Origin of the sequence: Candidatus Nitrotoga sp. BS (assembly GCF_927797785.1) — a bacterium.
GTDB lineage: Bacteria > Pseudomonadota > Gammaproteobacteria > Burkholderiales > Gallionellaceae > Nitrotoga.
Window position 1 is genome coordinate 53,760 of record NZ_CAKMLL010000099.1, and the last position, 13,235, is coordinate 66,994.

At 50.0% G+C, this 13,235-nt stretch carries 12 protein-coding genes and 1 riboswitch; of the genes, 9 read left to right on the forward strand and 3 right to left on the reverse strand.

All coding sequences use genetic code 11. The features are described from left to right. Positions 1-3 precede the first annotated feature (3 nt). From metF to ahcY, 3 genes are read right to left on the reverse strand one after another with little or no spacing between them, the layout of a single operon-like run. A complete protein-coding gene (gene metF, locus MJ769_RS12145) occupies positions 4-837 on the reverse strand; it encodes a methylenetetrahydrofolate reductase [NAD(P)H] (RefSeq protein WP_239237407.1) in 834 nt (277 codons plus the stop codon). After that, positions 824-1,207, reverse strand: a complete 384-nt coding sequence (locus MJ769_RS12150; RefSeq protein ID WP_239237408.1) for a phage holin family protein — start codon at positions 1,205-1,207, stop codon at positions 824-826. Before MJ769_RS12150 ends, metF begins: the two co-directional genes overlap by 14 nt. A 47-nt stretch (positions 1,208-1,254) precedes the next feature. Next, on the reverse strand, positions 1,255-2,697 hold the full coding sequence (gene ahcY / locus MJ769_RS12155; RefSeq protein ID WP_239237409.1) for an adenosylhomocysteinase: 1,443 nt from the start codon (positions 2,695-2,697) through the stop codon (positions 1,255-1,257). 18 nt (positions 2,698-2,715) lie between these two features. Further along, positions 2,716-2,796, reverse strand: a riboswitch (S-adenosyl-L-homocysteine riboswitch). 521 nt (positions 2,797-3,317) lie between these two features. Here ahcY and MJ769_RS12160 point away from each other — a divergent pair. The 9 genes from MJ769_RS12160 to MJ769_RS12200 all read left to right on the forward strand — a co-directional run bounded on the left by MJ769_RS12160 (position 3,318) and on the right by MJ769_RS12200 (position 13,210). Beyond that, positions 3,318-6,587: an ATP-binding protein gene (locus MJ769_RS12160; RefSeq protein ID WP_239237410.1), complete on the forward strand. Its 3,270-nt coding sequence runs from the start codon at positions 3,318-3,320 to the stop codon at positions 6,585-6,587. A gap of 40 nt (positions 6,588-6,627) precedes the next feature. After that, complete coding sequence (locus tag MJ769_RS12165; protein ID WP_239237411.1) at positions 6,628-7,851, forward strand: EAL domain-containing response regulator; 1,224 nt, start codon at positions 6,628-6,630, stop codon at positions 7,849-7,851. Positions 7,852-8,420: 569 nt separating this feature from the next. Next, positions 8,421-8,573, forward strand: coding sequence for a hypothetical protein (locus MJ769_RS12170; protein ID WP_239237412.1), 153 nt, complete (start codon positions 8,421-8,423; stop codon positions 8,571-8,573). 80 nt (positions 8,574-8,653) lie between these two features. Continuing rightward, a complete protein-coding gene (locus MJ769_RS12175) occupies positions 8,654-8,812 on the forward strand; it encodes a hypothetical protein (protein WP_239237413.1) in 159 nt (52 codons plus the stop codon). A 505-nt stretch (positions 8,813-9,317) separates the two neighbouring features. Continuing rightward, positions 9,318-9,629, forward strand: coding sequence for a 50S ribosomal protein L21 (rplU, locus tag MJ769_RS12180; RefSeq protein ID WP_239237414.1), 312 nt, complete (start codon positions 9,318-9,320; stop codon positions 9,627-9,629). Positions 9,630-9,647: 18 nt separating this feature from the next. Continuing rightward, complete coding sequence (rpmA, locus tag MJ769_RS12185) at positions 9,648-9,905, forward strand: 50S ribosomal protein L27 (RefSeq protein WP_239237415.1); 258 nt, start codon at positions 9,648-9,650, stop codon at positions 9,903-9,905. A 73-nt stretch (positions 9,906-9,978) separates the two neighbouring features. After that, positions 9,979-11,043 carry a GTPase ObgE gene (gene obgE / locus MJ769_RS12190; RefSeq protein ID WP_239237416.1) on the forward strand — a complete coding sequence of 355 codons (1,065 nt, stop codon included), beginning with the start codon at positions 9,979-9,981 and terminating at the stop codon, positions 11,041-11,043. Between the two features lie 6 nt (positions 11,044-11,049). Continuing rightward, entirely contained in the window at positions 11,050-12,168 is a 1,119-nt protein-coding gene (gene proB, locus MJ769_RS12195) for a glutamate 5-kinase (RefSeq protein ID WP_239237417.1), read from the forward strand. A gap of 181 nt (positions 12,169-12,349) precedes the next feature. Beyond that, positions 12,350-13,210 (forward strand): acyltransferase family protein, encoded by an 861-nt coding sequence (locus MJ769_RS12200; RefSeq protein WP_239237418.1) that lies wholly within the window; start codon positions 12,350-12,352, stop codon positions 13,208-13,210. Positions 13,211-13,235 lie beyond the last annotated feature (25 nt).

The following is a 13,235-nucleotide window of genomic DNA, read 5'->3' on the forward strand; positions in this document are numbered from 1 at the left end:
CTGTCAAAGCCCCAGACGTTTCCATATTTCCAACGAAGGAGCGGACTGGTTGAGTGTATAGATATGAAGACCAGGCGCACCGCCGGCGAGCAGACGTTCGCACAGTTGCGTGACAACATCCAGGCCGAATGCCTGCACGGATTCGTTGTCATCTCCATAGCTTTCCAACATTTTGCGGATCGAGCGCGGAATTTCTGCGCCACAAGCATCTGAGAAGCGCGCCAGCTGCGAGAATTTAATAATGGGCATTATGCCTGGCACGATGGGAAGGGTGACGCCCATCTTGCAACATTCCTCAACAAAGCGGAAGTAGCCGTCGGCGTTATAAAAATATTGAGTGATCGCGGAATTTGCTCCAGCCAATACTTTGCGCTTAAAGTTTAACAGGTCGTCGCGTGGCGATTTCGCTTGCGGATGAAATTCTGGATAGGCTGCCACCTCGATATGAAAGTGTTCGCCAGTCTCAGCGCGGATGAATGATACCAATTCGTTGGCATAGCGGAATTCGCCAGAAGTAGCCATCCCTGAGGGCAGGTCACCACGCAGCGCCACGATGCGCCTGACCCCCATGTTTTTGTAGATGTGCAAAATCGCGCGGATATTCTCGCGTGTAGAACCTATGCAAGACAAATGAGGCGCTGCTTCATCGCCATCGGCCTTGATCTGCTGCACCGTCTCCAAAGTGCGTTCACGCGTAGAGCCACCAGCGCCAAAGGTAACCGAGAAGAATTCGGGCTTGAGTACTGCCAATTGCTTGCGCGTAACGGAGAGTTTGTTTGCGCCTTCTTGCGTTTGTGGAGGAAAGAATTCAAAACTGAATGATTTAGAGTTTGTCATGATCAATAGTCACTGGCCCCTGCTGCGAAACTTGTTGCCGCAGGAGCAGCGAGAGTAAAAAAGAAAAAACACTGTATAACAAAGCACCCATCACGCCAGCCCAGAAGCCATTGACTTCGAAGCCTTTCAGCACTGAACCGGCAAACCAGAATAGCAAGCCGTTGATGACCAGGATAAACAGGCCAAGCGATAGCACGGTGACTGGCAGCGTAAGCAGAATCAGCAGGGGCCGCAGCAACGTATTAATGAGGCCCAGTAACAATGCTGCAATTAATGCGGATATAAAACCATTTACATGAATAGCTGGTAACAGATAAGCAACCGCTAGCAGTGCTAGCGCATTGAAAATCCAAATCAGGATGATTCGCATAAAGTTGCCTTTGATGTTGCTTTAAAGATTGTGTGAAATCTCACATGCTAGTAGCGATAATGATCCGACTTGTAAGGGCCTTCCTTAGGCACGCCGATGTAAGCAGCTTGTTGGTCTGTGAGCGTGCTCAGTTGCGCATTTAGTTTCTTCAATTGCAGTACCGCCACTTTTTCATCCAGATGTTTGGGCAAGGTATACACACCGACTGGATATTTGCTGGTGCTTTTTTCTGCCTCACTCCACAGCTCGATCTGGGCGATGGTCTGATTGGCAAATGAAGAACTCATCACGTAAGAAGGATGGCCTGTGCCGCAACCCAGATTCACCAAACGGCCTTCGGCCAGCAAAATGATGCGCTTGCCGGGCTGGCCGTCTACTGCGGGGAAAATTATGTGATCGACTTGTGGCTTAATGTTCTCCCAAACGTAAGCTTTAAGCGAGGCAACGTCAATTTCATTGTCGAAATGGCCAATATTGCACACGATCGCCTGATTCTTCATTTTTTTCATATGCTCATGAGTAATCACATGATAGTTACCGGTGCAGGATACGAAAATGTCGCCATGCTCAGCAGCATAATCCATGGTGACGACGCGATAACCTTCCATGGCAGCCTGTAGTGCGCAAATCGGATCAATTTCAGTTACCCAAACCTGGGCAGACAGTGCGCGCATTGCTTGTGCCGAGCCCTTCCCCACATCTCCGTAACCGGCAATAACAGCAATCTTTCCCGCAATCATTACATCGGTTGCACGTTTAATGGCATCAACCAGTGATTCCCGGCAACCGTACAGGTTGTCGAACTTGGATTTGGTGACTGAATCGTTAACGTTAATAGCAGGGAATTTCAGTTCATTGCGCGCATGCATTTGGTACAGACGATGCACGCCTGTTGTAGTTTCTTCCGTCACCCCTTTAATTGCCGCCAGGCGTTTGGAATACCAGCCAGGCTGCGTAGCAAGGCGCTGTTTGATAGCAGCATACAGAAAAGTTTCTTCTTCCGAAGTGGGCTTGCTAATTAGAGACGCATCTTTTTCGGCACGCGCACCCAGATGCAACAACAAAGTCGCATCGCCACCATCGTCCAGAATCATGTTGGCGTGATTGTCATTAGGCCACTCGAAGATGCGATGGGTGTAATCCCAATAATCTTCAAGTGATTCACCTTTAATTGCAAATACTGGTGTACCACCCTCGGCTATGGCTGCTGCCGCATGATCCTGGGTGGAATATATATTACAGGAAGCCCAGCGAACCTCTGCACCCAAGGCTTTCAGGGTTTCAATCAGCACGGCAGTCTGGATGGTCATATGCAGCGAACCGGCGATGCGTGAACCACGCAGCGGTTGTACGGCAGCGTATTCTTCGCGAATCGCCATCAAACCCGGCATTTCAATTTCGGCAATGGCGATTTCCTTGCGTCCCCAAAGAGCAAGATTGATGTCGGTAATTTTGTAGTCGGTAAATCCAGATTTGGTAACGGCGTTCATACTTTCTCCATTCAAGTTAATGAATGAGCGCCGTTGCTACAGATACACTCCTGTGCTCCAAGCCTGGCCTTATTCAAGGTCGCAGCGCCCCTCGGAACTGGAGAAGGTAAAGATTTTTGATAAAATATTCGATATAACGACAGCTAGGATTTTAACACGATCATAGCGGCTGTTTACAACCTTGGGATTTTAAACTCCTCTTTCCTAGGCTCCCACTCGGTGTGCTTGTGGCCAAAATTTTGACGCATACTCGAGCTCGTCTGAACAGGAGCACCACAGCCGCAGCAGGCTGCGGGCAATCCTGGCTCGCGAGCGATGCAGACAACAGACTCACCCGGATTCGACTACAGTCTGAATTTGCAAATTGGACTTTGCGCACAGCAGTGGCGATTGCACTGCTGACATGAATCTGGGAAAGATGTCCATGAGCCGTAGCTTGTTCCCGTCCGATGAGGCATTATTGAAACTCTTTAATATCGAGCGCTACAAAACATTAGCAGAGAATTGACGATGCCCATTTTAAAGTCTGGGCAGCGATGCTTAACCGTTTTTCTATTCGTTCGAAAAACGGATACCGCAGTATTAGCAAAATCCATTGACCTAAAATTTAGGATCCTCTCATGCGAACAGCTAACCAATCAGCTAAATCTTCCGGCTTGTACCAACAATTGACAAGGCTTTGGGCAGCGTGCCTGCTTCTGCTCTGTAAGCACACCATTGTGGTGCTAAGCATTATCTTTTGTAGCGGTACGCTACTAGCGTTGTGGTATCTATCTCATGCCACTAACACCTTGGTGCAATCTGCCGCACTACAGGGCATGACTCTGCAAGCAGAGACGCTAATGGAACTACGTAACGCATACACCTCTGAAGTTGTGGATCGCTTAAGCAGCCACGACATAGAAGTGACACACGACTACCTGCACAAGCCAGGGGCTATCCCGTTACCTGCAACCTTTACCATGGACCTTGGTAGAAGGATCAGCTCACACAGTTCTGGCATGGTGGTGCGTTTATACAGCGACGCCCCCTTTCCCTGGCGCAAGGATGGCGGCGCGCATGATGATTTTGAGGTACAAGCTTTGAAAACGTTGCGGGCGAATCCACAACAGCCCTACTACCGCTTTGAGGATTTTCAGGGGCGTGCATCGCTACGCTACGCTACGGCGGATGTAATGCACGCGGAATGCGTAGGTTGCCACAATTCACGCCCGGATAGCCCCAAGCATGACTGGAAAGTCGGTGATGTGCGCGGCATTCTAGAGCTTATTCGACCCTTAGACCGTGTGGAGGCGCAAAATCGAGCGGATATGCGCGATACCTTCTTTCTCTTTGGTGCCCTGTTGACGCTGGGATTGGGGGCGCTCGCACTGGTCATTACGCGCTTACGGCGTGTATCAGTGGAATTAGAGGATCAAGTAACGCAGCGCACCGCTGATCTGGAGCAAGCCAATGTGGCCATGGCGATCAAGGAAGAAGAAACTCGCTCCGTGGTCGATCACATGGTGGATTGTGTCATCACCATCGACGACAAGGGCATTATCCGCTCCGCCAACCCGGTAGTGGAAAATCTCTTCGGTTACTCTCGTAATGAAGTGATCGGACAAAACGTTTCTATTCTTATGCCAGAACCTCACAGTAGCGCCCATGACGGTTATATGGAGAGATATTACCGAACTGGACAGGCTCACATCATCGGCACTGGACGCGAAATCGAAGGGCTGCACAAAAATGGGGAGCGCATTGCTGTATATCTTGCAGTCAGCGAATACTTCGTCGGGGGAAAACGCTATTTCACCGGCATTCTGCGCGACATCCGTGAACGAGTACGTGTTATGAAAGATCTGGAACAGGCCCGACTTGAGGCCGAACAAGCTAGCCAGGCCAAATCAGCTTTCCTCGCTACCATGAGCCACGAGATCCGGACGCCCATGAACGGTGTAATCGGCATGGCCGACGTGCTGCAACAAACCAGCCTTAATAGCTACCAGGAGGAAATGCTCAATCTCATCCGAGAATCAGCTTTTGCTCTGCTGGATATCATTGAGGATATTCTCGATTTTTCCAAGATAGAAGCTGGCAAGCTTGAAATCGAACGCGCGCCCATGCATGTGGCGGAAGTGGTAGAGAAAGCTTGCGGAATGCTGGAACACTTGGCCACAAAGAAAGAAGTGGAGCTCACTCTGTTCATCGACCCAGCGATTCCCGAAGAAGTTCTGGGCGATGCTCTACGCCTGCGTCAAGTGATAGTCAACCTCACCAACAACGCCATCAAGTTTTCCAGCGGGCAAGAGCGCCCAGGGCAGGTGTCGGTGCGTGCATTAATGGCCAAGCACGACCCAGACCAGTCAGTGGTGATGGTTGAGCTTCAGGTAACTGACAACGGCATCGGTATGAATAAGGAGACCCAGTCTCGACTCTTTGCCTCCTTTACCCAAGGCGATGCCTCCACCACTCGGCGCTTTGGCGGTACCGGGCTGGGGCTGGCCATCTCCCGCCATCTGGTGGAACTGATGGGTGGAGAAATTGCAGTGCACAGTGAGCAGGGAAAAGGCTCCACCTTCACCGCACGACTGCCATTTACGCTACTGCCTAACAGTCCCGCCGATGGCGGCAAGACTACCGATCTTACCGGACTTTCCTGCTTGGTACTAGGCGATGACAACGGATTGAGAGATGATTTGAGCGTCTATCTGAAAGACAGCGGCGCGATTGTTGAACGAGTGCCAAACTTGACCGCAGCCCGCAATCGAATCAGCACGCTCCCGCCCGGCCGGTGGTTACTAATAATCGACGCCGGGCACGATGCGCCACCGATCGAAGAGTTGCGCGCGGCCTTCCGTGCCCGATCTGATCTGGATCCACATTTCGTGGTAGTTGCACACGGGAACCAGCAGCCCGATATCGAGCCCCGCTTTGTCGTCATCAGACGTGGACACCGTCGTCGGGAACGCGTCGAAACGGTGGATATTGTCACCCTGGACGGCGAGGTCATGCATCCTCAATCCTTCCTCCGGGCAGTGGCCATCGCTGCAGGGCGGGCGCACGAAGAAGAGTCACAACCATCAGACAAGATCGAGGCAGCCATCTCCTCCCCATCGCACGCCATGGCATTGCAGCAAGGCAGATTAGTACTGGTGGCCGAAGACAACGACATCAACCAGAAAGTAATCCAGCAACAGCTCGCATTGCTCGGTTATGCCGCAGATATCGTCGGCGACGGCCGCGAAGCACTGGAACATTGGAAGAGCGGTGACTATGCGATACTGCTCACCGATCTGCACATGCCGGAAATGGACGGCTATCAGCTGACCGCAGCCATACGTACCGACGAGGGAAACAAGGCTGGCAAGCAACGCATCCCGATTGTCGCCCTCACTGCCAACGCCCTCAAGGGTGAGGCCGAGCATTGCCGTGTCGTCGGCATGGACGACTATCTGAGCAAGCCGGTGCAACTTGTGGATTTGAAAACCACGCTGGCGAAATGGCTGCCGGCCGCTGAGTTGAGTCCGAACTCAACTGTCATGTCCGCTACACTCGCCACTACTCCCATCATAGTGGCAGAGCCGATAGACGTAAGTGTTCTCGAAGGGCTAGTAGGGAAAGATCCGGCGGTGATCAGCGAACTCCTGCTGGATTTCCGTTCCAGCTTGGCCAAAGTAGCGGCGGAGTTGCGCACTGCATGTCAGGCGGGCCAAGCCACGGCAGTCAGTGCAGCAGCACACAAGCTTAAATCATCGGCTCGTTCAGTCGGCGCGCTGGCGTTGGGTGAGCTGTGCGCTGAAATGGAAGAAGCGGGAAAGGCGGGCGACACTAAAGCACTGGAGGTGCTATTGCCACGCTTTAAGGCGGAAATGGCCAGCGTGGATGAATATCTTGGTTCGTTGTAAACACAACACTATGTCGTGAAAAGTTTAGGGAGAAAAAGTGATGATTGATAAACTCATGGTAAAAATTTTGGTGCTCGACGACGAACCATTCATGCTCAAATTGTTGGACCGCATGTTGATAAACCTGGGTTTCACTTCGGTCTCGCTCTGCGAGAGCGGTCGAGCCGCGCTGGATCAGTTAGATGGCGTAGGTCCTCGGCCTAACCTGATTCTGCTGGACCTCAATATGCCGGAAATGGACGGAATCGAATTTGTACGTCACCTGGTAGAACGGAACTATGCCGACAGTCTCATCCTGATCAGCGGTGAAGATGAGCGGATGCTGCTGACGGTCGAGAAACTGGTGCAGGCACATAAAATCAATGTGCTTGGACACATAAAAAAGCCGGTCAAACCGGAGATACTGTCCGCACTGCTGGAAAAGTGGGCACCTTCTTCACTGGATAGCCCGAAGGCGCAGAAAGTTTATGGTGCAGACGAAGTGCGCGCTGCCATCAGCAAAGGCGAGCTTGTCAATTACTACCAACCCAAGGTGTCAGTTTCTACCGGCCAAGTTGCGGGAGTGGAAACTCTGGTGCGCTGGCGCCATCCTGTTCACGGGATCGTGCTACCTGACCAGTTCATCGGCATTGCTGAAGCGAACAGCCTGATCGACGAACTGACCCGAGTGGTGCTCACCAACGCGCTGGCCCAGGCCAAAGCCTGGCAGGATGCAGGGCTGAAGTTGCGGGTAGCCGTCAACGTGTCTATGGACAGCCTGGCGTCCTTGGATTTTCTGGATTTTGTTACCGCACTCACCACCAAGATAGGCATACCGCCGCAGAAAATAGTGCTGGAAGTGACGGAAAGCCAGCTAATGGGAGATGCACGGATTCCGCTCGAAATCCTGACTCGTCTGCGCTTGAAGCGCTTTCGCCTTTCAATCGATGACTTCGGTACCGGACACTCTTCGTTGGCCCAGTTACGCGACATTCCTTTCGAAGAACTCAAGATTGACCAAGGCTTCGTACACCGCGCTTGGACTGTTGATACATTGCGAGCGATTTATGACGCCAGCCTGGCTCTGGCAAGACAATTGGGCATGGAGGTCGTGGCCGAAGGGGTCGAAGACCAAGACGACTGGAATCTTTTGCTCAGTACGGGATGCGATCTCGCTCAGGGAGCTTTCATCTCCCGGCCTATGCTGGCTGAGGATTTGCCCGGTTGGATGAATCTCTGGCAAAAGCGGGTAAGCAGCGGGTTCGCCAATGACATTAGTAGATAAAAATGAAGCTGCACTTTTGGGCTGTCCAAGTTCATGGTGTTGTTGGACGAAGCCGCTACGCGGAGAATACGGTTTTGACGTACCAAGAATATAACCTCATCTCTCTAGCTAGGGATTTTTCCATTACTTACTACGATGTACGTCTTACCTGATGGAAGTATTGTCTGACGCAAATTTCGAACTGAACTGCCAGCAGTCTCATCTAGATAGAGCACCTGAAGCTCAAAGGCCTGCAGCTTAAAACATTTCCGCCCAAGTCACTAGCCAGACGCTGATTCGACGACCAGTTTGCTCCCAGCATTTTATGTTCCCAGAGTTAATTTAGAATGAAATTTAACTGTCTCTAATCGGAGACCGTTAATTAAATTTATATTCAGCATGTTATGAGCGTTTATAAAAAAACGTCCCCGATAAACGACATGAATATTTTTAATATCCGCCAACCACCACTCTTTCTTACTTAACTTATTGTTTTATATTAAAAATAAATATTGGCATTAATTTTGCTTACTAGACAAGCACTGGCACAAGGTCAGTTTTCAATTTACTTTTTTAAAGGAAACTAAACAATGAAAAGCTTAATTAATATGCTGGTTTTTACTTTGGTAGCTGCTGTCAGTTTACCGGCATTTGCAAATGCCCCTCAGACGGTGGAGGAGTGCCAACAGGTTTTTGCTGGTAACGATGCCAAAATTCAGGCTTGTATTGATGGCTTGAAGTAATCATTAGGCGACCCTCGGCAAAGCCGGGGGCTTTTAAGTGTGCTCCCTAAAAGAGCTGATATATTAAAGGAAAATGATTTATGAAAAACTTCATGGACATGCTGGTTTTTGCATTGGCAGTTTTTGTTGCTTTACCTTCATATGCAACAAGTATCCCTCAGTCGGCAGCGGATTGCCAAAAAGCTCATGCGGGCGATAAGGTCAAAATCCAGGCTTGTATTGATGGCTTGAAAAAGTAATAAGAAGGCCTCCGGCAAAGCAGGAGGCCTTGCGTATGACCTCCTCAGAAATCTAATAATCAAGCCTTGTCTCGCAACGCGACAGGGATAGGCCTTACAAATTACACAGCAAATGTAATTTGTAAGGCCTATCCCTGAACCCCCGACCCTTTGAAACACGAGAATAGACATGACGAACGGATTTTATAATAGTGAAAGAGCTGATACAACAACCCTAAGTTTGCACAAAACTAACGGAAGGCAAAAGGTCAAGCAGCTTAACTAATGTTAATAAAGCAAATTGACCCGTTATGTATACGGCTGTTTTTCTACCCCGAACATACCGTCTAAGCGAATGAACAGGTGATATTCAGCCTAGCCTTTATTATTAACCGAGTGCCATGGGGGGGTAGCCACACATTACATTTCATTGTAGTTAACCCTACTTATTAAAAACCATTTTGACGGCATGTGCCATTTGTGTATAATGCGCGATTCTGTAAAACCGCATTCAAGCGAGGTTGTTATGTACGCAGTAATCAAGACTGGTGGTAAGCAGTATCGTGTTGTTGCAGGCGAAACCCTGAAAATTGAAACAGTTGCTGGTGAAGTTGGCAGCGCTATCGTGCTGGACAAGGTGCTCATGGTCGGCAATGGTGACACCGTATCGGTTGGACAACCTTTACTGGTCGGCGCTACAGTCACGGCAACGATAGTCTCTAATGGCCGTGGCGAGAAGATTAAAATCTTCAAGATGCGTCGACGTAAACACTACCAAAAGCATCAAGGTCATCGTCAAAACTTCACAGAGATCCGCATTGACGGCATTTCAGCGTAATATTGAGGGGAAAGAAAAATGGCATCAAAAAAAGGTGGTGGCAGTACCAGTAACGGTCGCGATTCACACTCAAAACGGCTCGGCGTAAAAACTTTTGGCGGCGAAGTAATTAGCGCTGGCAGCATTATCGTACGTCAGCGCGGTACGCGATTTCACGCTGGTGACAATGTTGGCATGGGCAAGGATCACACCTTGTTTGCGAAGATTGCTGGCAAGGTAGTGTTCGCCGTTAAAGGAGCACAAAGACGCAAGACTATCTTCGTGGTTCCAGCTTAAGTACTCCTAGCCAAGTACAATAAGCCCTATCGCGAGGTAGGGCTTTTTTATTTGCAGGGATATAGCAGACATCATGAAATTCATCGACGAATCAAAAATTGAAGTCATCGCAGGCGATGGCGGCAACGGTGCGGCCAGCTTTCGGCGAGAAAAATATATTGACAAGGGCGGGCCAGATGGTGGCGATGGCGGTTGGGGAGGTAGCGTGTATGCGCTTGCAGACCGCAACATCAACACCCTAGTGGATTACCGTTTTGCACGCCATCATCGCGCGCGCAATGGTGAATCTGGGCGCGGCGCAGATTGCTATGGTAAAGGTGCGGAAGATATTGTGCTACGCATGCCAGTCGGCACTGTTATCACTGATATCAATACCGGTGAAATGATTGCCGACCTGGATCACGACGGCCAAAAAACGTTGCTCGCCCAAGGTGGCAAAGGTGGCCTAGGCAATCTGCACTTTAAATCCAGTACTAACCGCGCCCCGCGTAAATGCACCCCAGGCGTCGAAGGTGAACGCCGCGAACTGCAATTAGAGCTGAAAGTACTCGCCGACGTGGGTTTGCTAGGCATGCCCAATGCAGGCAAATCCACCTTCATTCGCGCGGTTTCCGCTGCCCGCCCCAAGATAGCCGATTATCCCTTCACCACGTTACACCCGAACTTGGGTGTGGTGCGGGTATCGGCCGAAAAGAGCTTCGTTATCGCCGACATTCCCGGCCTGATTGAAGGTGCTGCCGAAGGTGCAGGGCTGGGACATCAGTTTTTACGCCATTTGATGCGTACCCGTTTGCTACTGCACTTGGTTGACATTGCCCCGATGTACGAGGGCGTCGATCCGGTGCGTGAAGCCCATGCTATTCTTAATGAACTAAAAAAATATGATGAAGTGCTGTATCTCAAGCCGCGCTGGCTAGTGCTAAACAAGCTTGACCTGCTGCAAGATAAAGATGAAAAGGTCGCCGCTTTTCTACAAGAGTTTGGCAACTATACGCGTTATTTTGCCATCTCCGCGATTAATGGTGAAGGCTGTCAAGAGCTGTGCTATGCCATCATGGAGCATGTGGAACAGGTTGCTAAACAGGAAGAATTGGCCAACGCAGAAAGTGCCAACAAAACCGATACCCCAATACTTTAATGCATCATGAAAACCGTTCTGACCCAGTGCAAACGTCTTGTCGTCAAAGTTGGAAGCAGCCTGGTCACCAACCAGGGTGAAGGACTAGACATCCCTGCAATCCGAAACTGGGCACAGCAGATTGCGACGCTGCGTGCAGATGGGTACAAAGTAGTTTTGGTCTCTTCTGGCGCGATTGCCGAAGGCATGCAGCGGCTAGGCTGGAAACAGCGCCCCAGCGCCGTTCATAAACTGCAGGCTGCTGCCGCAGTCGGTCAAATGGGCTTGATACAGGTGTATGAAAGCTGCTTCACCGCACATGGCCTGCATACAGCACAAATATTACTCACCCATGCCGATCTCGCCGATCGTGAACGCTATCTCAACGCTCGCTCCACACTGCGCACCCTACTGACTCTTGGCGTTATTCCCATCATCAATGAAAATGATACTGTAGTTACCGATGAAATTAAATTTGGTGACAACGACACTTTAGGTGCGCTGGTTGCCAACCTGATTGAGGCTGATGCGCTCATTATCCTCACTGACCAGATTGGTCTTTTTACTGCCGACCCGCGCAAGGATTCGAATGCGACGCTAATCAGTTTGGCGCAAGCTGGCGATGAAAAGCTTGAAGCCATGGCAGGAGGGGCGGGTAGCCACATAGGGAGCGGCGGCATGCTCACTAAGGTCCTCGCCGCGAAACGTGCCGCGCGTAGCGGTGCGCATACTGTGATCGCATCTGGCCATGAAATAGATGTGTTGCCACGCCTGATGCGCGGCGATAGTATCGGCACTCTGTTGGAAGCGCAGCCTTCACCTCTGAATGCGCGCAAACAATGGCTGGCGGATCATCTGCAAGTCTGCGGCACGGTGACGCTCGACGCTGGCGCAGCACATGCGCTGCGTAACGAAGGCAAGAGCCTGCTACCGGTCGGTATCACCAACGTGAGCGGGAAATTCGAGCGCGGCACAGTGGTTGCCATTTTCGATACGAATGGAAAAGAAATCGCACGCGGCCTGATTAACTACAATGCTACGGAAACGCGTCGCATCGCCGGCCATCCCAGTAATGAAATCGAATCCCTCTTGGGCTACGTAGATGAGCCAGAGCTGATACATCGAGACAACTTGATTTTATTGTGAGCAACAAGAGAAATTCCTTGCGTCAACTTCTTCACGATATTTGAGTAATCGGCATTGTCAGCATGTAAATGGATACGCCACCCAGAATTATTGGAGTCAATAATTGAATCAATATTACTCTGACCCTGACCCCAATTATGTGACCTGCTTCCAAACCTTTTCATACTAGCCACATTGAAATATGATCACGATTCACTTGCGCGCCCCAATCTCTGAGAAATTGGCAAGCCGTGAAAATAATTTAAACGCCTTACGCCTGATCGCTGCGGTATTGGTACTTTTTTCTCACTCTTACCCATTGAGCGGAAATATCCAACTAGAGCCAATCGGTCGTCATCTTCATATATTTGATGGCGGTGCCTTGGCCGTGATTGCTTTTTTCTTTTTGAGTGGCTATCTTATTTCCTCAAGTTGGGCCTCCACGCCACATTTTCCTTCGTTCATGGCAAAAAGAGCGCTGAGAATTTTGCCTGGCTTAGCTGTGGTTGCGGCGATCAGCGCACTTTTTCTTGGTCCCATAGTGAGTTCTTTAGATATTAATCACTATTTTTCATCCGACCAGGCATTTAGATATATCCGCGACAGCGTTAATGTCCTAAGCCTAAAAACCAACACGCTACCTGGCGTTTTTGAAGACCTGCCAATATCTCACGGCGTTAATGGCTCTCTATGGACCTTAAAGGTCGAATTCCTGTTGTACATCGCGACCGGAATGATCGGTGCGACTTGCCTGCTGCCAAACGAAGGAAAAGGCTGGCGCAGTATTTTATTTTCCACAGTGATGCTCTACCTAGCTGCTCGAATGATCACCGTTACCCAAGCCGAATTCGATAGTTGGAATACTGGCCTTATTTTATTTTCGTGCCAATTGATCGCGGTTTTTATACTCGGAGCAATTGTGTACACTTTACGCCACTGGATTCCCCGTTCCTGGTTACTAGTAACGGGACTTATTGGCCTTACATATTTATTTTGGGAAACCAGTTTATTTTTGCTTTTTATATATTTGTCGTCAGTAGAGTCCGGAGATTTAATTAAATAGATTCAATTGGTTGTTGTTTTGCTGT